Source organism: Ruegeria sp. I3 (assembly GCF_056532525.1).
Genome location: NZ_JBQFNI010000006.1, coordinates 90,615 through 113,057, shown reverse-complemented (window position 1 = coordinate 113,057; position 22,443 = coordinate 90,615). Strand labels below are relative to the sequence as shown.

Genomic DNA, 22,443 nt, shown 5'->3' with positions numbered 1-22,443 from the left:
CGCGGTACAGTTGCAACAGGAGGCACCTAATGGCAGACGCAGCCATTCATGGTCACGAGCATGAAGATCAGCGCGGCTTTTTCACCCGCTGGTTCATGTCGACCAACCACAAAGACATCGGGATTCTCTACCTGGTCTTTTCGGCCCTTGCCGGTCTGATCTCGGTTCTGATGACTGTCTATATGCGGCTCGAACTGATGCACCCCGGTGTTCAGTATATGTGCCTCGAAGGTTTCATGGCCGATCCATGTACCCCCAACGGTCACCTCTGGAACGTAATGATCACCTATCACGGTGTTCTGATGATGTTCTTCGTGGTCATCCCTGCCCTGTTCGGCGGTTTTGGCAACTATTTCATGCCGTTGCAGATCGGCGCGCCGGACATGGCGTTCCCGCGGATGAACAACCTGTCCTTCTGGCTGTATGTCGCTGGCACCTCGCTGGGCGTCGCCTCGCTGCTCAGCCCCGGTGGTAATGACCAGCTTGGTTCAGGTGTTGGCTGGGTTCTGTATCCACCGCTGTCGACGACCGAAGGCGGCATGTCCATGGACCTTGCGATCTTCGCCGTGCACGTATCGGGCGCCTCCTCGATCCTCGGCGCGATCAACATGATCACCACCTTCCTGAATATGCGTGCCCCGGGCATGACACTGTTCAAGGTGCCTCTGTTCAGCTGGTCGATCTTCGTCACTTCGTGGCTGATTCTGCTGTCGCTGCCGGTTCTGGCAGGCGCGATCACCATGCTGCTGATGGACCGCAACTTCGGCTTCACCTTCTTTGATCCGGCCGGTGGCGGCGATCCGATCCTGTATCAGCACATCCTTTGGTTCTTTGGCCACCCGGAAGTGTACATTGTGATCCTGCCCGGCTTTGGCATCATCAGCCACGTGATCGCGACCTTCGCGCGCAAACCAATCTTCGGCTACCTGCCGATGGTCTGGGCGATCATCGCGATCGGTGTGCTGGGCTTCGTCGTATGGGCGCACCACATGTACACCGTTGGCATGTCGCTGCGCCAGCAGGCCTACTTCATGCTGGCCACGATGGTCATCGCGGTTCCGACCGGCGTTAAGGTCTTCTCGTGGATCGCGACCATGTGGGGCGGCTCGATCGAGTTCAAAACCCCGATGCTGTTCGCCTTCGGCTTCCTGTTCCTGTTCACCGTTGGTGGTGTGACCGGCGTTGTGCTGTCGCAGGCCGGCGTGGACCGTGCCTATCACGACACCTACTACGTCGTTGCGCACTTCCACTACGTGATGAGCTTGGGTGCCGTCTTTGCGATCTTCGCTGGCGTGTACTTCTACTTCTCGAAGATGACGGGCCGTCAGTATTCCGAGTTCTGGGGCAAGGTTCACTTCTGGCTGTTCTTCATCGGCGCCAACCTGACCTTCTTCCCGCAGCACTTCCTGGGCCGTCAGGGCATGCCACGCCGCTATATCGACTACCCTGAAGCGTTTGCTCAGTGGAACTTCGTTTCGTCGATTGGTGCGTTCATCTCGTTCGCCTCGTTCCTGCTGTTCTTCGGCATCGTGATCTACGCCCTGCTGCGTGGTGCGAAAGAGACACGCCCGAACCCGTGGAACGAATACGCGGATACGTTGGAATGGACCCTGCCCACGCCGCCGCCTGAACACACGTTCGAGCAGCTGCCCAAGCAGGAAGACTGGGACAAGGGCCACGCGCACTAATCCCGCCATCCAAACCAAACTCAGCAAAGCCCCGCCCCGTGCGGGGCTTTGTGTTTTTTATGCCCCCAGTCCGCAACTTGCTGCACCCAACACGTAGACGCACCAAAGATCAGGCCGCTAGTATTTGCGAAAACAGCATAATCTAAGACGGGTGCGCGCCACATGATTCTCCATCACGGCATCACACTTCGGCAACTGGTCAAAGGCTCTGCCGGGTTCATTTGCATCGTCATGGCCTGGATACTCCTGCTTGAACTAGTAGATGAAGTAACTCCGCTTGAGTTGATCTCGAACTCCAGCCCACCGGTCACGATGCTGGGTTTGGCAGTGGCATTTTTTCTGGGTTTCAAGAACACCTCGGCCTATGGCCGCTGGGTCGAGGCCCGCAGGATTTGGGGGGACATCGTCAACGCCAGTCGCGATTGGGGCAATACGATCAGCAATCTGGTTCAGGCTGACGGCACGCCGCTTGCGCCCGAGATGCGCCGCGAGTTGCTGGAGCGTCATATCGCTTGGCTAAACATGCTGGCCTTTCAACTGCGCCAGCCCGCAACGCATGGACGTGCCCGCCGCCCGTGGATGTTCGGACACAAACCTGTCGTGGACAAAATCGCGCTGCATCAGGAACCCGAATGCTGGCGCGATACCCAACTGGCGGCTGATATGCCTCTGCTCGAAGGGAAATCCAACCGTGCCGCGTACCTGTTGTTTCTTCAGGGTGAGCGGCTTTCATCACTGGCGCAATCCGGCAAGATCGACCCCTATTGGCATGTGGCGCTGATGAACCGGCTAGCACGGTTTGCAGACGCGCAAGGCCAAAGCGAACGTATCAAGAATACCCCTTTCCCACGGCAGGTCGCCGAGGTCGGGCGAATCTTCAGCTATATTTTTATCTTCATGTTACCGCTGGCGTTGAATGACCAACGCTCGATCACCGCTGGGATGGGCTACTCGGTAACAAAATCCGTTCTGCTTGACTGGGCAGTCTTTGCTCCGATCGGAGCGTTGGTTTGCTGGATTTTCTTCGTGACTGAACGGGTCAGCGCCTCGATGGAGGACCCGTTCGAAGGCGACGTAACCGATGTTCCGATCTCGTCCATCTGCCGCATGATCGAAATCGACCTGCGCCAGATGACTTCCTGCGGCACTGCCCCTCAGCCGACAGAACCCATCGATAAAGCGCTACTTTGACCACTTAAATTGGGCAAAGATCGAAAAAACCTCCGTTTTGCGGTATTCTGGTTGGCAAAGCCCCTTTTGACAGGAGCCTTGCTATGCCCGAGATCGACTTTTGGTATTCAATCGGCAGCACTTACAGTTTTCTGACCATCACGCGCCTGGATGGCTGGTGCGAAGAAAACGATGCGACAGTAACCTGGCGCCCCTTCAACGTGCGCACGGTGATGTCGGAACAGCAAAATATTCCCTTCGCTGGCAAACCGGTGAAGTCGGCCTATATGTGGCGCGATATTGAGCGGCGCGCTGCGAAATATCACATCCACGCCAAACTTCCCGCCCCCTATCCAATTTCTGACCTGGCGCTGGCAAATCAGGTGGCTTTGCTGGGCATGCAGGACGGCTGGGGCGCCGGGTTCACGCAAAATCTTTATCGGATCTGGTTCGAGGACGGGATTGAAGCCGGTAGCGAAAGCGCCATTTCCGAAGCCCTGCTTCGGTGCCAACAAGATCCACGCCTGATGCTTGCCCGTGCCCGCAGCCCGGACGCTGTTGCAGCCTTGGAGGACGAGACAAACAAGGCCATCAAACTGGGGGTTTTCGGCGCACCCAGCTTTGTTGTCCGCGACGAAGTGTTCTGGGGTGATGACCGGCTTGACGATGCCCTGTCATGGGTCCGCGTCGGCCACGTTGTCTGACTGATTTTTGCTTCGACATTGCGCCGGTCTGAGCTAGGTTCTCGCCATGCCTTATCAATGGACAGAAAACTCGGACGCTGAACAGGAACTGCGGCTTTGGCCGCACAACTCCTTGCCACCACGTGGTGCAATGACCGTCATCTTGTCGGTGTTCCTGTTCGGACTGATCCCGCTGCTGGCGATGTTGGGTTCGATCGTCCTGTGGGGTCTGCTGCCGTTCCTACTGCTGACGGTTCTGGGCCTCTGGTTGGCAATCCAGACAAATTATCGCGCGCGCAGCGTGTTCGAGGTTCTGACCTTAGGCCAGACGCAAGCCCACCTTGTGCACCACCACCCAGACAAGGGCGATCAGGAATGGACCTGCAACCGCTATTGGGCCCGTCCTGAAATGCACACCAGCGGTGGTCCGGTACCCCATTACGTAACGCTGATCGGCGATGGGCGCGAAGTTGAGATCGGCGCGTTCCTGTCCGAGGACGAGCGGATCGCGCTGTTTGATGATCTGAGTCAGAAACTGCGCAAATCGACGTGACTAAGCGCCGTTCGAGTTAGCGCAAAGATGATCTTTGACCATCGGTCCTACTTTGCCGAAATCCATCTGACCGGTATAGCGCGACTTCAACTCGCCCATCACCTTGCCCATATCGCGGATTGAGCCCGCCCCAGTAGACGTGATGGCGGTCTGAATGGCCTTGCTAACCTCGTCGTCGTCCAGCTGTTTGGGCAGGAATTCCTCAATCACCTCAACCTCGCGCAGTTCCCGCTCGGCCAAATCAAGGCGTCCGCCCTCTTCGTAGGCGCGTGCGCTTTCCTTGCGCTGCTTGGTCATTTTACCCAGAATTTCAAGCACTTCGGCATCGCCGCAGCCTTTGGTCTCTTCATTGTCAGAGGCGCGCGAAGCAATATCACGATCCTTGATCGCCGCATTGATCAGGCGCAGTGTCGAAAGACGCTCGGCGGCTTTGTCTTTCATAGCTTGCTTCAGGGCAGAGTTCACCCGTGATCGCATATCCATATGGTCTGTCCATCCCCATGGCAAAGGAACCCTGACCATATCGAAACAAAAAGGTTGGTACAACAGTGGACATTAATTGTAACTCATTGATTTTTAACAATAGCCCAAAATTTGAACAGACTTGACCCTAGCGTATAACCAACTTAGTTATGCGCCCGTTTACCTTACAGGAGAGTCGCGCCATGGCCCAGAACGCCCCGTCCAAGCCCACCGCATGTCTGGCGTTGGCCGATGGAACCCTGTTTTACGGTGTGGGCTTCGGCGCAACCGGTCAAACCGAGGCCGAGTTGTGTTTCAACACCGCCATGACGGGCTATCAAGAGATCATGACCGATCCTTCTTATGCGGGCCAGATCGTGACCTTCACTTTCCCGCATATCGGCAATGTTGGTGTGAATCCCGAAGATGACGAAACCGGCGACCCGGTGGCAGCCGGGATGGTCGTTAAATGGGACCCGACCGAGCCGTCGAATTGGCGCGCGACAGAAGAGCTAAAAAGCTGGCTGGCCCGCCGTGGTCGCATCGCAATCGGCGGCGTCGATACCCGCCGCCTGACCCGGGCGATCCGTCAGCAAGGCGCACCGCACGTGGCGCTGGCTCATGATCCCGAGGGAAACTTCGATATCGAAGCCCTGATTGCTGCGGCGCGTAGTTTTGCGGGTCTCGAAGGGATGGATCTGGCCAAAGAAGTCACCTGCGCCCAAAGCTATCGCTGGGATGAGATGCGTTGGGCTTGGCCCGATGGCTACCAGCGTCAGGAAGCTCCGATGCACAAGGTGGTCGCGATCGACTATGGTGCCAAGCGCAACATCTTGCGCTGCCTCGCCTCGGCGGGTTGCGACGTAACCGTATTGCCCGCCACCGCAACGGCTGCGGAGGTGCTGGCACACAAGCCGGACGGAGTGTTCCTGTCAAACGGACCCGGCGATCCCGCGGCTACCGGCGAATATGCAGTTCCCATGATCAAGGAAGTGCTGGATACAACAGATCTGCCCGTCTTTGGCATCTGCCTAGGCCATCAGATGCTGGCACTGGCGCTTGGCGGGCAGACGATCAAGATGAACCACGGCCACCATGGTGCCAATCATCCGGTCAAGGATATGGAAACCGGTAAGGTCGAGATCACCTCGATGAACCACGGCTTCGCCGTGGACGCGGAAACACTGCCCGATGGCGTAGTCGAAACGCATCGCTCTCTGTTTGACGGCTCGAACTGCGGTATCCGCATGACGGGCCGCCCGGTTTATTCGGTGCAGCATCATCCAGAAGCGTCACCCGGCCCGCAGGACAGTTTCTACCTGTTCGAACGCTTTGCCGCGGCGATGGCGGATCAAAAAGCACAAGCTTAAAGGCGAATTCAACAGCGTTAACCGTGTGTTAACCCTGACTAAGCAACCCTGCCGGATGTTACATGCGGCAGGGTTTCGTTATGGTCGAATTGAATCTCCAGCGTCAGACACTGGCGCAGCCTGTGCCCGGGCCGCATTCGCGCAAACCGCTCGGCACATGTCTCGTCGAACAAGGCATCATCACATCCGACCAGTTGGCGCGCGCCCTGCGGATGCAAGTATTCCAGAAGGCGCCATTGGGGGAAATACTGGTCAGTGAAGGATGGGCCAGCCGTGCGCAGGTTCTCTCGGCGCTGTCTGACCAAACCGGCCTTCAGATCGCTGATCTTGCGCAGGTACCACCTGCCGCAGACCTCTGCTTGCTCGAACCGGTCGAGTTTTGGTTGGAGCACAATGTACTGCCCTGGATGCGTGTGGGGCCAATCCTGCTGATCGCTACAGCCAGGCCAGATACATTCGACGCAGTGGCAGACGCATTGAAAGGCCACCGTTACACGATGATCCCGGTTCTGGCAGGACCCGAGCAGATCGATGCCGCCATCGCCCGTCAATATGCTCAACCGCTGGCACAAGCTGCAGAAACTCGCGTTGAGGCGCGGCAAAGCTGCAGGAATTGGTCGGCCCAGACGCGCCGTGGGCCGATCATTGGATTTATCCTGTTCGCGGCACTCTGTGTTTGTTTCCCGATAGTTGGCCTCGGCCTTCTTTTAGGCTTTGCACTGCTGACCCTGGGACTGTTCTTGTCTCTCAGGCTCTCGGGGCTCATTGCTTATCTATGGCGAGAAAAATCTGAGCCAACAACAAAGACCTCTGAGTCACTTCGCCTACCCCGCGTCTCGATCCTTGTGCCGCTATATAAGGAACGCGAGATTGCCGACGACCTGATCGCCCGGCTGCGCCGCCTGACCTATCCCAAAGCGTTGCTGGATGTCATTTTGGTGCTGGAAGAGCGGGATGACGTAACCAATGAGGCGCTCAGGCAAATAGAACTGCCAACCTGGATGCGCGCCATTGTTGTGCCGGATCGGGGTGACCTGACCACCAAGCCCCGTGCGATGAACTATGCGCTGGATTTCTGCCGTGGAGAGATTTTGGGCGTTTGGGATGCCGAAGACGCGCCGCAACCCGATCAGATTGAAACCGTTGTCCGCCATTTCGCGAACGCCCCAAAGGAAGTGGTGTGCCTGCAAGGTATTCTAGACTACTACAATCCGCGCACCAATTGGCGGTCGCGCTGTTTTAGCATCGAATACAGCGGCTGGTTTCGCGTCGTCCTGAAAGGCATCGCGCGAATTGGTCTGGTCGTTCCGCTGGGCGGCACAACCTTCTTTTTTCGCCGTGACAAGCTGGTCGAACTGGGCGGTTGGGATGCCCATAATGTCACCGAAGATGCCGATCTGGGTGTCCGCCTAAGCCGTGCCGGATATCGGACCGAGATCGTCAGCACCACGACCTATGAAGAGGCGAACTTTCGCGCCTGGCCATGGGTCAAACAGCGTTCGCGTTGGCTGAAGGGGTTCATGGTCACCTATCTGGTGCATATGCGCACACCACGCCAATTGCTGCGCGATCTGGGGTTGCTGCGCTTTTTGGGCTTACAGGCCTTTTTTCTGGGAACACTGGGTCAATTCCTTCTGGCCCCGCTTCTGTGGGCGTTCTGGCCCATCTTTTTCGGGCTGCCCCACCTGTATCAACCAATCCTGGCACCCGGTTTATTGACTGCCTGCGTGGTTCTGTTTCTCGTCGCCGAAGCCGCCAACCTATTGGTGGGTATCTGCGGTGTCATCGCAGGCAAACGCAGGTTCCTGCTACCCTGGGTGCCGACCATGGTGCTTTACTATCCGCTGGGCGTGTTGGCGGCCTACAAAGGCCTGTGGGAACTGGCGGTCAATCCGTTCTTCTGGGACAAGACCCAGCACGGCCATGCGGTCGAGGAACGTGAGGCCGCTATTTCTCGCGCCGGATCGCATCCTGTTTCAGCCGCGTCATGAAGGCGACCGAAATGTGATCCTGCAACGCCTTAGCCGCCGCGTCCTCGTCTCGCGCCGCAATCGCGTCCACGATGCCTTTGTGCTCGCTCTGCGCAATCTCGCCACGCCCTTCTGCGGCCAGCGATGTGGTCGCCATCAAGGCCATGGTCCGATGCACCAGATCAAGCTGCTGCACCAGATAGCGGTTATGCGAAGCCAGGTGAATCTGTTCGTGAAATCTCCGGTTGGCCCGCGACAGCGCAACAGGATCTCCGATCAACTCATTATCGGCCACCACCATTTCCTGAAGGACCCGAATTTCCTCTTCGGTTGCGTGTTTTGCGGCCAGACGTGCGGCCAGCCCTTCCAATTCACGCCGGACAACATAAAGCTCGGCCATCTGGTTGTGATCCAATGAGGCCACGATCAACGACCGCCCGTCCCGTTCCAGCAACGACTGCGTTTCCAGCCGCTGCAGCGCCTCGCGGATCGGAGTACGCGAAACGCCAAACCGCTCGGCCAGTTCGCTTTCCACCAGCCGATCACCAGGCTTGTAGACACCGACGTCTATCGCTTCGAGAATAAGGCTATAGGCGTCCGTATTGGACTGTTTGGATTGGGGCATCGGCTGAATTGTCTCCTCGTTCGGACCTGTCTAGCCGCCACACGCCCCCCCGATCAAGTGCGGCATTGAAAACCGCAGCCCATCGCCCTAAACCCAAAGCATGGTCAAACCTGCCTTTTCCCATGTCACCCAATGGGTGTTCGATCTAGACAACACGCTTTACCCGCCGCATATGCGCCTATTCGATCAGATCGAAGTGCTGATGACGGATTACGTCGTGCAAGCTATCGGCGTCGACCGCCCCGAGGCCGACCGGTTGCGTTCACATTACTGGCGCGAATACGGCACGACACTCGCGGGCCTGATGGCAGAGCACGATCTAGACCCCGTTCCCTATCTGCACGCCGTGCATCAGGTGGACATGAGCCATATGGAACCCGATGTTGCGCTGGCGGAACATATCCGCGCTTTGCCCGGCCGACGCATTGTCTATACCAATGGATCTGCACCTTATGCCGAGCGCGTTCTGGCGGCACGCGGTCTGAATGGGCTGTTCGACGCGATCTATGGCGTAGAACACGCAGGCTATCGCCCCAAGCCGCAAAAAACCGCGTTCGAGGCGATCTTTGCGCAGGATGGAATCGATACCGCGAAAGCCGCCATGTTCGAAGATGATCCACGCAATCTGGCCGCCCCGCACGAGATGGGAATGCGTACCGTGCACGTCGCGCCTGACCCGCACCAGGCTGACCATATTCACCATCACACCGATGATCTGACCGGGTTTCTGGGTCGCCTGCGATAGGCTGTCACACTGCGACGATCTGTTCGTTTCGCAGTTGCAGAATTGACCCCATATGCAGCTCAGCGACGAACAGAATCGGAGACCCCAATGACCGCGCTTGAGATGCCTCAGCGCCTGCCTCTTTGGCAGCGCCTTTTGTTTGCAATTCCCGTGTTTGGCTGGATGGCCCGGGACGCGGCCAATGCCGAAGCTGAAGACCTTTATTATACAGCCGCGGCGCTGGTCAGCATGTGGGGCTGTTCCATCCTTCTGTTCGGCCTGCCGGGTCTTTACATTCCTGCCCTGATGCTGGTGCCGACGATGTTCCTTGTCCTGATTTTGATCTCTCGGGGATAAAGCACGAGACAGGATGTCACTTGGCGCCCACTGCGCAACAGCACTAGTGTCTGCGGCAACGGAGACATACTCATGACTGACAGCTGTGACATCCTGATTTCCGGCGGCGGAATCGCCGGATTGACCGCCGCCGCCGCCTTTGGCGCTGCCGGGTTCGACGTAGTCTGCGTCGATCCCACCCCTCCGATCACCGAGCGGGACGTGGACGGATCGGATCTGCGTACCACCGCTTTTTTGCAGCCTGCCCACGGTCTGTTGGAACAATGCGGGCTTTGGGCCAAGCTGGATGCCCACGCCGCGCCCCTGCAGATCATGCGCATCGTGGATGCGGGTGGCGATGTGCCCGAACCGCGCGTCGTGCGTGATTTCAACGCCGCCGATATCTCGGACCAGCCATTCGGATGGAACCTGCCCAACTGGCTGCTGCGCCGCGAGATGGTGGCGCGACTGGCCGAACTGCCGAATGTCGATTTCCGCCCCGGCACCGGTACGGTCAGCCTGTTCACCCGCACCAATGAGGCGCGGGTCGGCCTGAGCGACGGCACCCGCATCCGCTGCAAACTGGTAATCGCCGCCGACGGGCGCAGTTCACCAATGCGCGAAGCTGCCGGGATCAATGTTCATACCACGCGCTACGGCCAAAAGGCCCTCGCCTTCGCCGTCACCCATCCCATCCCGCACGAAAATGTCTCGACCGAGATTCACCGCTCGGGCGGGCCTTTCACATTGGTCCCCTTGCCCGATTGGCAAGGCCAACCGTCCTCGGCCATTGTCTGGATGGAGCGTGGGCCACGTGCCGTTGAACTGCTAAACCTTGAATCCGACATGTTCGAAGCCGCGATGACCGAACGCTCTTGCGGGCTGTTCGGACCGCTGAAATTGGCCTCACGCCGGACGATCTGGCCGATCATCAGCCAGTCGGCGGAACGGTTGTCGGGCGAACGCATCGCGCTGATGGCCGAGTCCGCGCATGTGGTGCCACCTATTGGTGCGCAGGGGCTGAACATGTCGTTGGGCGATCTGCGCTGCTTGCTGGAATTGACGCAAGCCCGGCCCGAGGGCTTAGGCGATGCGCAGATGCTGGATTCCTATCACAAGGCCCGCCATACCGAGATCGAACTGCGCGTCAAAGGCATCGACCTGCTGAACCGCGCCTCGATGATCGAAGCGCGTCCGCTGCGCGACGCACGAGCGATGGGCCTGAATGCGCTCTATTCCTTACCACCCGTGCGTAAGACGCTAATGCAAATGGGCCTCGGCGTCCGCTGAACCGTAGGGCGGGCTTCTGCCCGCCACGCTATTACAGCACCTGATCCAGAACCCGTTTCAGGCGCGCAATCGTGTCGTCAACATCATACAGCTTGTCCAAGCCAAACAGGCCGAGACGGAAGGTGCTGAACCCTTCGGGTTCGTCACATTGCAGCGGCACGCCCGCTGCAATCTGCATGCCCAGGGCCGCGAACTTCTTGCCGTTCTGCACTTCGGGGTCTGCTGTATAGCTGACCACCACACCGGGCGCGCCGAACCCTTCGGCAGCAACCGACATGACGCCCTTGTCCCTAAGATAGGCCCGGACGCCATCACCCAGCGCCCATTGCGCCGCGCGCAGCTTTTCGAAGCCGTACGCGCGCGTCTCGGCCATTGTGTCGCGGAAGGAAAGCAGAGAATCCGTGGGCATGGTGGCGTGATAGGCATGCCCGCCATTCTCGTAGGCCTGCATGATCTGGCGCCACTTCTTCAAATCTATCGCGAAGCTATCGGATGAGGTCTCGGCCAGTCGTGCCTCGGCGCGTTCGGATAGCATGACAAGACCGGCGCATGGCGTTGCGCTCCACCCCTTCTGCGGAGCCGAGATCAGCACATCCACTCCGGTGGCCTTCATATCGACCCAGGCACAGCCCGAGGCGATGCAGTCCAGCACCATCAACGCCCCCACCTCATGCGCAGCAGCGGCCATCGCTGACACATAATTATCAGGCAGAATCACTCCGGCCGAGGTCTCAACATGCGGCGCGAAGACAATACCCGGTCGTTTCTCATGGATTGTCGCCACAACTTCATCAATCGGGGCCGGAGCAAAAGGTGACGGGCTGGAATTGCCGGTTTCGCGCGCTTTGAGAACGGTGGTCGACGATGTCAGATCGCCTGACTCGATGATCTGGCTCCACCGATATGAAAACCACCCATTGCGTACGACAAGCACATCAGCTCCCCGCGCAAACTGTCGCGCGACAGCTTCCATCCCATAGGTACCTCCGCCAGGAATGACCGCAACGCCTTCAGCATTGTAAACTTCACGCAGCATTGCCGAAATATCGCGCATGACTTGCTGAAAACTTGCAGACATATGGTTCAGAGAACGGTCGGTAAAAACCACCGAGAACTCCTCCAGCCCGCCCGGGTCAACAGTATTCAGTAGTGCCGGCATGACGCATCCTTTCTATTGGGTCCTTTTTGTTCTGCCTTGTCTTGCGCGCTCGGTAAAGCGTCAAACGCGGCCTGAAGTTGACCCAAAGTAACCCACAGCCAAAAATTTCATTTTGAGTTTTTACATGCCACAATTAGCAGAAATGACGCCAACCAGAGTCAGGTCCCCTTTACACCCTAGCGTGTTTCTGAACAGATACACACACTTTGAACAAGAACGGATAATTTTACTCGTGACTGCGCAAAAGCGGATTAGTTTTCAAGTCGTTCGAGACGAGGTAAAGCGGCGGATTGAATCCCGCATATGGCCTCAGGGCTCGCTTTTACCCACCGAGACCCAATTAGCGGAAGAGTTCAATTGTGCCCGCGCCACAGTGAACCGGGCGCTGAGGGAGCTCGCCGAACAGGGCTTTGTCGAGCGCAAGCGCAAAAGCGGAACGCGGGTCAAGAAAGAACCACGCAAACAAGCCAAGCTTGAAATTTCACTTGCGAGACAAGCGGTTGAGAACCAAAACTCAGCCTATCGCTATGCTCTGGTGGAACGGAACGTGGTCTACAGCCCCGGCTGGCTGACCTCGCAACTGAATGTCGAACCGGACGCGCGCGTTCTGCACGTGATCTGCATGCACTATGCAGACAACCGCCCCTTCCAGCTTGAAGAACGCTGGATCAATATCGAAGCCGTGCCCGAGGTCGAGCAAGCCGACCTCAACAAAAGTGGCCCACACGAATGGTTGTTGAATGCTGCCCCGTTCACCGAAGCTGAAATCGCCTTTTGCGCGATCTCGGCGGACAATCGTCTAGCTGATTTCATGGGCACGACCACTGGCACTTCGATGATTCAGCTGGAACGGACCACGTGGAAGGACGGGCAACCGATGACTTTCGCCCGCATGACCCATCATCCGGGGTTCCGCATCCGCACTAAATACTAACCGATCGGCCCGGGCAGGCGTTCTTCGCTCAGCAGTACATTGGCTTCGACCTCTCCGGCCCCTGGTAAGGTCATCACCCTTCGGCGCAGAACCCGTTCGAAGTCTGCCAGATCCCGCGCCACAACGCGCAAGCGATAATCATAAAGACCCAGCACATGCTCAACCGTCTGCACCTCGGGAATGGCGCTGACGGCACGTTCAAAATCTTCAAGGCTGACCTGCCCTTTTCGCGCAAGTTTCACGCCGAGAAAGACGGTCACTCCAAAACCCAGGGCCTCGGCATTCAGACGCAGCCGCCGCCCCTTGATCACGCCTGCTTCTTCCAGTCGACGAATACGCCGCCAGGTCGCAGGCTGCGATAAGCCAAAGCGGCGCCCCAGAGCCCCCGCGCTTTGGGTCGCGTCCTGCACCAGCGCGCGCAGAATTCTGCGGTCGATCTCATCCAGTTCGATCATACCGGCAACACCTCATCCCGTTTGACTCGGGCGATATGCATAAGGGCTTCGATATCGGCGATATGCGGTAGGGTCAGAATGCGATCGCGATAGACCTGTTGATAATGCGCCATATCTCGCGCCAACACCGATAGGCGCACATCCACCCGGCCAAGGAAGGTCTGGATCTCGATCACCTCGGCCACGTTCCGCGCCGCCGCCGTGAATTCGTCGAACGCCCGTGCCTGCGTCTTGTCCAGCGTTATCCGCAAAGAGACCTCGACCGCATAACCCAAGGCGGCCCAGTCGATAACGGCTTCCTGCCCCTCGATCACTCCTGCCGCTTGCATCTTTTCGATCCGGCGCCAGCAGACGCCCGAAGTGATGCGGCATCGCTCAGCCAATTCTGCCGTTGTCAGGCTTGGCTCGGCCTGGAAGTGGCGCAGTATACGTCGATCAACATCATCAAGCATGATTTTTTCACATTTTGCTCAATAGAAGAATTATTCTTCATCTATTTGTCAAATACTCAATCCAAACCCTATCGCCAATAGCAATCACGCAAGATAGAAGCACATCAATCGAAACTGAAAGGACCGGCGAAATGCGCGTTTATTACGATCGCGACTGCGACATCAACCTGATCAAAGATAAAAAAGTGGCGATTCTGGGCTATGGCAGCCAAGGTCACGCCCACGCGCTGAACCTGCGCGACTCGGGCGCCAAGAACCTTGTTATCGCCCTGCGCGAAGGGTCGCCCTCGGCCAAGAAAGCCGAAGGTGAAGGCCTGCAGGTGATGGGCATCGCCGAAGCCGCAGCCTGGTGCGACGTTATTATGTTCACCATGCCTGACGAACTGCAAGCTGAGACGTACAAGAAATACGTGCACGACAACATCAAGCCAGGTGCGGCCATCGCGTTCGCCCACGGCCTGAACGTCCATTTTGGCCTGATCGAGCCGAAAGAAGGCGTGGACGTTATCATGATGGCCCCCAAAGGCCCCGGCCACACCGTGCGCGGCGAATACACCAAAGGCGGCGGCGTTCCTTGCCTCGTCGCGGTCGACAACGACGCGACCGGCAAAGCGCTGGAAATCGGCCTGTCATACTGCTCGGCCATCGGTGGCGGCCGTTCGGGCATCATCGAAACCAACTTCCGCGAGGAATGCGAAACCGACCTGTTCGGTGAGCAGGCTGTTCTGTGCGGCGGTTTGGTTGAACTGATCCGCTGCGGCTTTGAAACGCTGGTTGAGGCCGGCTACGCGCCCGAGATGGCATATTTCGAGTGTCTGCACGAAGTGAAGCTGATCGTTGACCTGATCTATGAAGGCGGCATCGCCAACATGGATTATTCGATCTCGAACACGGCTGAATATGGCCAGTACGTCACCGGCCCGCGTATTTTGAAATACGACGAGACCAAAGCGCGTATGAAAGAGGTTCTGAACGACATCCAGCAGGGTAAATTCGTCCGTGACTTCATGCTGGAGAACGCTGTAGGCCAACCGACCATCAAAGCGTCGCGCCGTGCGAACGATGAGCACATGATCGAGGAAACCGGTGCAAAACTGCGCGCCATGATGCCCTGGATCTCGGCTGGTAAAATGGTCGACAAAGAAAAGAACTAAGTCTGACAAATGTCAGCGAAAGGGCGGCCCCGGTGGCCGCCCTTTTCATTTGGTGACAGCATTTGCGTAGCATTCACCCAGAACATAATCCCAGCCACTGTCGTAACCGGTGCGTTTGTCCGACGCCTCAGATGCCCAGACTTCCCAGCCCGAATGGGTCAGAGTGACCGTGGTCTGCCCGGCCCCGTGGGCTGCGAACCGGACCTCAACCCGCGTGGGGCGGTCGGTGTTGGTGCCGGGGTGCCAGCTGAAGGCCAAGCGAGCCCCCTGTTCGAAGATCAACACCTTGCCCCAATCAGCGCGGGTGTCATCGAACATGGTCTCATAAACCGCACCGCCGACATGAGGTTCGATCACAACTGCCAGCGCAGGCTTGCCTTGCGCCGCTGAGACAGCGTGCCCATCCAATGGCCACCAATTGGCGATGCGATTTACAAAAATGTCAAAGGCGCGCTCGGGCGTTGCGTTCACAACAATGGTCTTGATGATTGGTTCGATCATGCATCTCGTCCTTCGTTTACCTCGGCGGCGAAACTCTCCAACACGTCCGACCAGTATTGCTCGAGCCAGGCGCGCAGTTCTGCCAGCCCCTCGGGTCGCGTGGCATAGATGCGGCGCGTTCCCTCGGCCCGGCAAACGACAAGCCCGGCTTCGGACAAGACCTTCAAATGTTGCGAGACCGCCGGGCGGCTTACGGGCAAATCCGCAGCCAGATCACCAACCGCCCTGGGGCGCTTGGCCACCGCCTCAAAAACCTGACGACGGGTCGAATCCCCTAAAGCCGAAAGCACTTCTTCGTAAGCCATAACTTACGGTAAGTTATAACTTACCTAATGTCAATATCAGCGCGTGACACCGTCAGATTCGCGGGATAAGTGGATGGAATGGTTCAACAACCGACAAAACAAGATTGGAGCGGTGTTTTTACGCTAGGCCTCATCTGGGGCGGGACATTCATGGTGGTTGCCATGGCTCTGGAAGGCTATGGACCGGTCACCGTAGCGACGTCGCGCACCACATTGGGTGCCGTTATGCTGCTGGTGCTGATGCGCCTTACCGGACGACGTATTCCGAGTTTGACACCCGCCCTGCTGAGTTCAATTTTCTTCATCGGCATTCTGTCGACAGCGGTTCCCTTCATGCTGCTAAGCTGGGGGCAACAATTTGTCCCCTCGGCCTTTGCAGGTCTGTCGATGGCGGCGATTCCGCTGATGGTTTTGCCGTTGGCACATTTCTTTTCGGATGAGCCTATGAACCTGCGGCGTCTGGTCGGCGTCTGCCTTGGTTTCTCGGGCGCGCTTGTGTTGATCGGGCCCGGTCTGGCGCAATTGGGTCAGGGTACGCAGCCACTGGCGCAAATGGCCTGCGTCACGGCAGCCTTGTGCTACGCCAGCTCGTCGATCCTGACCCGCCGCTGCCCGCCGATTGAACCGATGGCTCTGGCAGCCCTGACGCTGCTGGTTGGCGCAGTACTATTGATACCTATCATGCTGCTAACCGAGGGGCTGCCCTCGTGGCAGGGAACGCGCCCCAGTCTGGCCCTGATCGTTCTGGGCCTTGTCCCCACGGCCTTCGCCACCCTGCTGCGAGTATCCATCACCCGCAGCGCCGGGTCCGTCTTTCTGACGCTGGTGAACTATCAGGTGCCCGTTTGGTCGATGGTGTTCGGGGCCTGGATTCTATCCGAAGCCCTGCCGCTGCGGTTCTATATCGCGCTTGCCATGATCCTGACCGGGCTGGCAATCAGCCAGTGGTTCACTCTGCAGAAAATGCTGCTGGGGCGTTAGCCCGTCGCCGCCTCAACCTCGGATACGATCCCATCGACCACTTGGGTCAGCAGTGCAGCATCCTCGCATTCCGCCATCACCCGGATCAGAGGTTCCGTGCCCGATTTGCGGATCAGCAAACGCCCCTGCCCATTCAGACGCGCCTCGGCCTCGGAAATCGCGCTTTTGACGCTGGCCGCTTCCAGCGGGGCCTGCCCCGCGCTAAAGCGCACATTCTTCAGCAATTGCGGCACCGTCTCAAACTGGCGCGATAGGTCCGAGGCTTTCTTGCCGGATTGCACCATCTCTGCCAGAAAATGCAGCCCCGCCATCAGACCGTCGCCGGTTGTGGCATAATCGCTCATCACGATGTGACCTGACTGTTCGCCACCAAGATTGAAACCACCCTCGCGCATCCGTTCAACCACATAGCGGTCGCCAACGGCAGTCCTCTCCAGACGCAGCCCCTGCCCGGCCAGGTGCCGCTCCAACCCGAGGTTCGACATCACAGTGGCCACCAAGGCGCCGCCTTTCAGCTGATCCGCGCGGGACCACGCGGTCGCCAACAGAGCCATCAACTGATCCCCATCGGCGACAGCGCCAGTTTCGTCGATCACAACGACGCGGTCGGCATCCCCATCCAGACATATACCTACATCGGCGCCATGTGAAACCACGGTTTCGGCCGCAACACAAGGCTGGGTTGAGCCACATCCGAGGTTGATGTTCTTGCCGTTCGGCGCGATGCCGACCGGGATCACATCTGCTCCCAACTCCCAAAGAACTTCCGGCGCAGTACGGTGCGCGGCACCGTTGGCGCAGTCGATCACGACCTTCAGCCCATCCAAGCGCAGATTGCGCGGCAGCGATGATTTCACACGCTCGCCATAACGGAACCGCGCATCATCGACCCGACGCGCACGACCAATATTCTGCGCCTGTGCGGGGCTTACGCCTTCTTCGATCAGCCGCTCGATCTCAATCTCGGCCTGATCGGAAAGCTTGAACCCGTCCGGCCCAAAGAATTTAATTCCATTGTCGATCGCCGGATTGTGACTGGCCGAGATCATCACGCCCAGATCCGCGCGCATCGAGCGCGTCATCAACCCTACCGCAGGAGTCGGCACCGGCCCCAGCAGAAGCACGTTCATACCGGTCGAGGTCAAACCTGCCGTCAGCGCATTTTCCAGCATATAGCCCGACAGCCGCGTATCCTTGCCAATGACAACGCGATGTACGCCTGAGGCATCGCGGCGGAAATACCGCCCCACAGCCGCGCCAATCCGCAAAGCCATTTCCGCCGTCATAGGGTGCCTGTTGGCGGTGCCCCGCACCCCGTCGGTTCCAAACAGCTTGCGCATAAGTCGGTCTCCTGAAAATTCCTTTTGCCCGGATTACCGGACGGCGGCCCATAGACGCAAGGCCTGAGCCGTCTCGGCCACGTCATGTACCCGTACAATCTGCACGCCCTGTGATATTCCCGCCAGAGCAACCGCGATTGACCCCGGCGCGCGGGCATCCTTGCGCGGCTCTTTGCCGATCTGACCAATAAATCCCTTGCGCGAAACGCCCAGAAGGATTGGACAGCCCAGCCCGTGAAACAGGCTAAGATTGCGCAGAAGCGTCAGGTTGTGGTCCAGATTCTTGCCAAACCCGATGCCCGGATCGATGACAATCAAATCGCGGCTGAGCCCCAGTCCTTCAAGATGCGCGATTTGCCCCTCAAGGAAATCGTAAACATCCAGCAGAACATTGTCATAGTGCGGGTCATCCTGCATCGTGGTCGGATCACCCTGCATATGCATCACACAAACCGGAGCCTCAATCTGCGCGCAAAATGGTGCAAGTTTAGGATCGAAGGTAAATCCCGACACATCGTTGATCAGTCCCGCACCTGCCAGATGAGCCGCCTTGGCAACACCGGCCTTGCGAGTATCGATCGAGATCAACACATCCGTCTCGCCCCGAATTGCCTCAATCAAAGGGCGTGTGCGGGCAATCTCTTCGTCTTCAGGCACAAAATCAGCGCCCGGGCGCGTGGATTCGCCGCCAATGTCCAGAATACTTGCACCAAACGCTACCATGCCGGCGGCAGCGGTCCGAGCGGCCTCGACCGAGTTATACAGCCCCCCATCCGAGAAGCTATCCGGCGTGGCATTCAGAATGCCCATGATCTGCGTTCGTGCCATATCAAGCCCGGCAATCGCTGGACGCGCGCAGGTCAGACGATCCAGCTGTTCCTTTGGGATTTCAACGGCGTCGACGATCTGGGTGCTTTGCCCGCGCTCAATCCGCTCGGCCTGTGAGAACCACAGCACCTGCCCTGCAAGTGGCACCGCCCCGTCGACGCGCGTGCTCCCATGCTGGACCAATGGGCGGTAATAGACGGTCACAGTTGCGCCTGCTCCACCGGAACTGCGCGCAATGGCGTTTTGGGGGCTTCGGGCAGGTCTCCGCCAATAACCAGCATCTCGCTGGCTTCAAAGGTTGCCGCGAACCAAGCAGCCAGCGCCACCGCGTCAGACGGCGCGGCTGAGGGGCCATCGACCGCATCCAGAACAATTTTGGAGGGTGCCCAAACACAGATCTGGCCGTTTTTCATCGCCCAATCCAGCTCGGTCCGGGTTGAAACGACCACGCAACGGTGATCGCGCGCAGCCAGAACCCAGGCGTTCTGTTCAATTGCCAACAGATCTATACGGCGCTGGGTCATTGCGTGACCCGTCTGCGGCACATCCAGATCAGACGCCCCAACACACAGGATCAGCGGGCGCTGGCGATTCTCAAGTTGGTCGATCCAGCCGGTGAGATTACCTGATGAAATCGCTGCATTCGACAGAAAGACCAACCGTGGATGTGGCCGCTCTTCTTCGGTCACATCATGATGTACCGCATCCTTGCCGCGCACGATCTCAACGCCAAGCGCGCCAGGTCCACGATCCAGTTTTTCAATGCGAACAAAGGCTCTTACAGCCTGAGGCTCAAGCAGAATGCGCTCCGCCACGCGATCTGCCAGTGTCTCCAGCAAATTCAGCCGTTCAGCAGCCAGCTCGAACGCAATCGCTTCGGTTACACGGTCGTAAGACAGAATACGATCCACGTCATCATCGATGGGGTCTGTCAGCGGGCGCACCTCGACCACGATGTTAAAGCAGATCCGTTGCGTGGTACCGCGTTCGGCCTGAAACGCCCCGATCTCGACCTCAACGATGTGATCGCGCAGCGAAATACGGTCCAGCGCACCGCGCGCGGCGGTAGCCTCGGACCGTTCGGACGGGTGCGCAAAGGCAAGACGGATTTCAGAGCTCATGCGGCGGACCTTTTCGGGCTCGGTGGACTGATGGTCAGCCCACTTTAGGCGTTTCGCGGGCGTATAGCATCGCAGCAAACGCCTTTCCAGCTACGGAATGCGGCGTTACGTGACCCGGAACCAGCTCATCATACCCGATGCCGCATGGCCAAGCATGTGACAATGCAACAGCCAGTTGCCCGGATTGTCAGCTACCAACGCTACCTGCCGCACCTGCCCTCGCTCGACTAGAACAGTGTCGCGCCACGGCCCTAGTGTACCGTCCTGCAGGATAATGCGAAAATGGTGTCCATGCAGATGCATCGCATGTGGAAACGCCGTTTCATTTGCGAATTCAATCCGATGAACTGATCCCAATCGCGCATCCAGAAACGGATCATCTGGCCGCTCTGCATATCCGTTCAAAGCCCAGAATCGTCCAAGCTGAGCCAACTCGCGCCCCGACAGCTCGGAATCGTCCAATTTGGCACTCTCCAGCCAGCGCATTGCACCCCCCTGCATCGTCATACGATGCAGAGGTGTATTCTGCAGTTTAATTTCGGGCATTCGGTTTGCTGGCAACGGTCTAACTTTTGCATCAGCAATACGCGATGCTACTCCGAACACATCAAATTTGACGAGTCCGTAAGCTCCATCCCGTTCTACACTCACAATACTTGCCGTCTGGCCGAATTCCGCTGAGACATCAACGATCAAGTCAACCCGCTGCGCAGGCGCCAAAGGAAAACTGCTCTCAACTCGCAATGGAACCTCAAGCGGCATACCGTCAAGCGCAACGATCCAGCCGGCAAGCCCGTCGAGCGCTACGTCGAATACCCGGGCATTCGCGGCATTGATCACCCGCAATCGCAATCGTTCAGACGCCTGCACAGGATAAGAAGGATCAAACTCTCCGTTCACCGTTACAATGTTGCCCAGCCGACCCGCATGGCTCAGATCATGAGCATTGTCGAAATCGCTGGATATCTTTGCGCTCTCGGTGTCAAGGCGCCAATCGTCCAGCATTAAGGTCAGGTCCTGATCAACATCGGGTCCGCTGGCTTCTTCGACGATCAAAGGGCCATAAAGCCCACGCGCGACCTGCTCCATCGATTGGTTGTGCGCATGATACCAATAGGTTCCCGCATCCGGCACCACGAAATCATATTCAAAGTTGGAATCTGGCTGCACAACTTCCTGCGTCAGGCCGGGCACTCCATCCATCGCATTGTCGATCCGGATGCCATGCCAGTGAACGGTCGTTGGTTGCGGCAGCATGTTTACAAGCTTGCGGCGTACCCGAGCCCCCTGCGGAACACGGATTTCCGCGCCCGGAACACCGCCGCCATAACTCCAGACCGGAGTTTCCGGATATCCCTGGGGCGCGATCTGCTGGAGGGAAGTCTGTGCCACCAGTTCGGTGGCAGATGCCATCGCCACGCGTGGTATCATCGACAAGGCCAGGGTCGATTGCAGAAACTGTCGGCGTGTTATGGTCATTACGAGCCTCCTGGCTCGCAACATAGTTGGTAAAACGCCTGTTGCCAGCACCCTTCCAGCGCTGGTGCGTCAATCAGTTGCTGGCCGTGCGATAATTGTGCTTGTAGAAGATATGCACGCCAATACGCGCCGTTTCTTTATAGACGCGGGACCAGGACGGGCGCACTGCCTTGGTGTGGTAGTGCGTGGCACCTGCGGTCATCTCTTCAGCTACACCATCGATTGCGGCACGGGCGACTTTCGAAACGCGATCATAAGCGCGTTTTTCGTTGATAATCTCTTTCTGCCCGTCACAGGTGTAGGTGAACTGGCACTGATATTTCTTGCCCGTTCCTTGCTTTATCACACCGCACAGTGAATCCGGAAAGCGACCGCTTTCAACACGGTTCAGGATAACCTCGGCCACTGCAAACTGACCGCGTACGCTTTCACCGCGAGCCTCGAAATACAGCGCTTCGGCAAGACAACGGAAATTTTCATCTCCGGTCGCCTTTGGCTGCTGGTCCAGCCAGGCTTTGGTGTAGGAGATTTCGACTTTTTCCGGCGCCTTACGCGGCTTAAACAGTTTCAGGTAATCGCGGAAGCTTTGTGCTGGCAACTCGTTACGTGTTACCAACTCAACAGATTTTGTATCGCCTTGCCTATCGGCAAAGGACAAACTCGGTAGCAAGGCTGCGGCCCCCACGGCAACAGCCACTATGTAGCGTCTCATCAGATAACCTCGCACAGGCACAAACGCGCCATACCCTCCCCCGGCGGGCGCGACGAGGCTAATACCCCAGACGAAGCGAGACGTCCAGTTCTGAAAAAAATGCAAGAGAAAAACCGCTCACGCCGCCAATTATTATCGACAGCGGAACGTT

24 protein-coding genes are annotated in these 22,443 nt (G+C 58.0%); 12 read left to right on the top strand and 12 right to left on the bottom strand.

Translation table 11 applies throughout. The features are described 5' to 3' along the window. Window positions 1–29: 29 nt before the first annotated feature. From ctaD to ACR0L9_RS16115, 4 genes are all read left to right on the top strand, one after another. Window positions 30–1,688, top strand: a complete 1,659-nt coding sequence (ctaD, locus tag ACR0L9_RS16130) for a cytochrome c oxidase subunit I (protein ID WP_170393460.1) — start codon at window positions 30–32, stop codon at window positions 1,686–1,688. Window positions 1,689–1,919: 231 nt separating this feature from the next. Further along, window positions 1,920–2,879: a bestrophin family protein gene (locus ACR0L9_RS16125; protein ID WP_480536962.1), complete on the top strand. Its 960-nt coding sequence runs from the start codon at window positions 1,920–1,922 to the stop codon at window positions 2,877–2,879. 83 nt (window positions 2,880–2,962) lie between these two features. Next, on the top strand, window positions 2,963–3,562 hold the full coding sequence (locus ACR0L9_RS16120; RefSeq protein WP_170393465.1) for a 2-hydroxychromene-2-carboxylate isomerase: 600 nt from the start codon (window positions 2,963–2,965) through the stop codon (window positions 3,560–3,562). A gap of 46 nt (window positions 3,563–3,608) precedes the next feature. Then, entirely contained in the window at window positions 3,609–4,094 is a 486-nt protein-coding gene (locus ACR0L9_RS16115) for a DUF2244 domain-containing protein (protein ID WP_170510555.1), read from the top strand. Here ACR0L9_RS16115 and ACR0L9_RS16110 read toward each other — a convergent pair whose 3' ends face one another. Next, on the bottom strand, window positions 4,095–4,577 hold the full coding sequence (locus ACR0L9_RS16110; protein WP_170393469.1) for a GatB/YqeY domain-containing protein: 483 nt from the start codon (window positions 4,575–4,577) through the stop codon (window positions 4,095–4,097). A 182-nt stretch (window positions 4,578–4,759) separates the two neighbouring features. Here ACR0L9_RS16110 and carA point away from each other — a divergent pair, with 182 nt between their 5' ends. Both carA and ACR0L9_RS16100 read left to right on the top strand, forming a co-directional pair. Beyond that, window positions 4,760–5,926 carry a glutamine-hydrolyzing carbamoyl-phosphate synthase small subunit gene (carA, locus tag ACR0L9_RS16105; protein ID WP_170393471.1) on the top strand — a complete coding sequence of 389 codons (1,167 nt, stop codon included), beginning with the start codon at window positions 4,760–4,762 and terminating at the stop codon, window positions 5,924–5,926. A gap of 62 nt (window positions 5,927–5,988) precedes the next feature. Continuing rightward, window positions 5,989–7,917 carry a glycosyltransferase family 2 protein gene (locus ACR0L9_RS16100; RefSeq protein ID WP_480896097.1) on the top strand — a complete coding sequence of 643 codons (1,929 nt, stop codon included), beginning with the start codon at window positions 5,989–5,991 and terminating at the stop codon, window positions 7,915–7,917. Here the strand turns inward: ACR0L9_RS16100 and ACR0L9_RS16095 are convergent. Beyond that, on the bottom strand, window positions 7,874–8,521 hold the full coding sequence (locus ACR0L9_RS16095; RefSeq protein WP_170662202.1) for a GntR family transcriptional regulator: 648 nt from the start codon (window positions 8,519–8,521) through the stop codon (window positions 7,874–7,876). The genes ACR0L9_RS16100 and ACR0L9_RS16095 overlap by 44 nt on opposite strands. A gap of 100 nt (window positions 8,522–8,621) precedes the next feature. On the opposite strand from ACR0L9_RS16095, the gene ACR0L9_RS16090 reads away from it, so the two are divergent. The 3 genes from ACR0L9_RS16090 (at window position 8,622) to ACR0L9_RS16080 (ending at window position 10,871) form a co-directional block, all read left to right on the top strand. Continuing rightward, complete coding sequence (locus ACR0L9_RS16090) at window positions 8,622–9,266, top strand: pyrimidine 5'-nucleotidase (RefSeq protein ID WP_480896095.1); 645 nt, start codon at window positions 8,622–8,624, stop codon at window positions 9,264–9,266. An 87-nt stretch (window positions 9,267–9,353) separates the two neighbouring features. Beyond that, window positions 9,354–9,602 (top strand): hypothetical protein, encoded by a 249-nt coding sequence (locus tag ACR0L9_RS16085; RefSeq protein ID WP_170405023.1) that lies wholly within the window; start codon window positions 9,354–9,356, stop codon window positions 9,600–9,602. Between the two features lie 72 nt (window positions 9,603–9,674). After that, window positions 9,675–10,871, top strand: coding sequence for a UbiH/UbiF family hydroxylase (locus ACR0L9_RS16080; RefSeq protein WP_480896094.1), 1,197 nt, complete (start codon window positions 9,675–9,677; stop codon window positions 10,869–10,871). A gap of 31 nt (window positions 10,872–10,902) precedes the next feature. On the opposite strand, the gene ACR0L9_RS16075 is transcribed toward ACR0L9_RS16080, so the two are convergent. Further along, window positions 10,903–12,030, bottom strand: a complete 1,128-nt coding sequence (locus ACR0L9_RS16075; RefSeq protein WP_480896092.1) for an aminotransferase class V-fold PLP-dependent enzyme — start codon at window positions 12,028–12,030, stop codon at window positions 10,903–10,905. 232 nt (window positions 12,031–12,262) lie between these two features. On the opposite strand from ACR0L9_RS16075, the gene ACR0L9_RS16070 reads away from it, so the two are divergent. Then, entirely contained in the window at window positions 12,263–12,964 is a 702-nt protein-coding gene (locus ACR0L9_RS16070; RefSeq protein WP_170393483.1) for a GntR family transcriptional regulator, read from the top strand. On the opposite strand, the gene ACR0L9_RS16065 is transcribed toward ACR0L9_RS16070, so the two are convergent. Both ACR0L9_RS16065 and ACR0L9_RS16060 read right to left on the bottom strand, forming a co-directional pair. Then, a complete protein-coding gene (locus ACR0L9_RS16065; RefSeq protein WP_170393485.1) occupies window positions 12,961–13,419 on the bottom strand; it encodes an Lrp/AsnC family transcriptional regulator in 459 nt (152 codons plus the stop codon). The genes ACR0L9_RS16070 and ACR0L9_RS16065 overlap by 4 nt on opposite strands. Further along, window positions 13,416–13,871: an Lrp/AsnC family transcriptional regulator gene (locus ACR0L9_RS16060; protein ID WP_170393487.1), complete on the bottom strand. Its 456-nt coding sequence runs from the start codon at window positions 13,869–13,871 to the stop codon at window positions 13,416–13,418. The genes ACR0L9_RS16065 and ACR0L9_RS16060 overlap by 4 nt, the downstream gene beginning before the upstream one ends. 131 nt (window positions 13,872–14,002) lie before the next feature. On the opposite strand from ACR0L9_RS16060, the gene ilvC reads away from it, so the two are divergent. After that, window positions 14,003–15,025 carry a ketol-acid reductoisomerase gene (gene ilvC / locus ACR0L9_RS16055; RefSeq protein ID WP_480896091.1) on the top strand — a complete coding sequence of 341 codons (1,023 nt, stop codon included), beginning with the start codon at window positions 14,003–14,005 and terminating at the stop codon, window positions 15,023–15,025. 45 nt (window positions 15,026–15,070) lie between these two features. Here ilvC and ACR0L9_RS16050 read toward each other — a convergent pair whose 3' ends face one another. After that, window positions 15,071–15,526: an SRPBCC domain-containing protein gene (locus ACR0L9_RS16050; protein ID WP_480896090.1), complete on the bottom strand. Its 456-nt coding sequence runs from the start codon at window positions 15,524–15,526 to the stop codon at window positions 15,071–15,073. Next, complete coding sequence (locus ACR0L9_RS16045; RefSeq protein WP_480896088.1) at window positions 15,523–15,831, bottom strand: ArsR/SmtB family transcription factor; 309 nt, start codon at window positions 15,829–15,831, stop codon at window positions 15,523–15,525. The genes ACR0L9_RS16050 and ACR0L9_RS16045 overlap by 4 nt, the downstream gene beginning before the upstream one ends. A 78-nt stretch (window positions 15,832–15,909) precedes the next feature. On the opposite strand from ACR0L9_RS16045, the gene ACR0L9_RS16040 reads away from it, so the two are divergent. Continuing rightward, the gene (locus ACR0L9_RS16040) at window positions 15,910–16,812 is read left to right on the top strand and encodes a DMT family transporter (protein WP_170405007.1); all 903 of its coding nucleotides are present in this window, start codon (window positions 15,910–15,912) and stop codon (window positions 16,810–16,812) included. Here ACR0L9_RS16040 and glmM read toward each other — a convergent pair. The 5 genes from glmM to ACR0L9_RS16015 form a co-directional block, all read right to left on the bottom strand. After that, a complete protein-coding gene (gene glmM / locus ACR0L9_RS16035; RefSeq protein ID WP_170510580.1) occupies window positions 16,809–18,152 on the bottom strand; it encodes a phosphoglucosamine mutase in 1,344 nt (447 codons plus the stop codon). The two genes, ACR0L9_RS16040 and glmM, sit on opposite strands and share 4 nt — an antisense overlap. Window positions 18,153–18,185: 33 nt before the next feature. Further along, window positions 18,186–19,184 (bottom strand): dihydropteroate synthase, encoded by a 999-nt coding sequence (gene folP, locus ACR0L9_RS16030; protein ID WP_480896087.1) that lies wholly within the window; start codon window positions 19,182–19,184, stop codon window positions 18,186–18,188. After that, on the bottom strand, window positions 19,181–20,101 hold the full coding sequence (locus tag ACR0L9_RS16025; protein ID WP_170393501.1) for a dihydroneopterin aldolase: 921 nt from the start codon (window positions 20,099–20,101) through the stop codon (window positions 19,181–19,183). The genes folP and ACR0L9_RS16025 overlap by 4 nt, the downstream gene beginning before the upstream one ends. A gap of 105 nt (window positions 20,102–20,206) precedes the next feature. Further along, on the bottom strand, window positions 20,207–21,580 hold the full coding sequence (locus ACR0L9_RS16020) for a multicopper oxidase family protein (RefSeq protein ID WP_480896086.1): 1,374 nt from the start codon (window positions 21,578–21,580) through the stop codon (window positions 20,207–20,209). Between the two features lie 73 nt (window positions 21,581–21,653). Further along, window positions 21,654–22,292, bottom strand: a complete 639-nt coding sequence (locus ACR0L9_RS16015; protein WP_170393504.1) for a cell wall hydrolase — start codon at window positions 22,290–22,292, stop codon at window positions 21,654–21,656. Window positions 22,293–22,443: the final 151 nt, after the last annotated feature.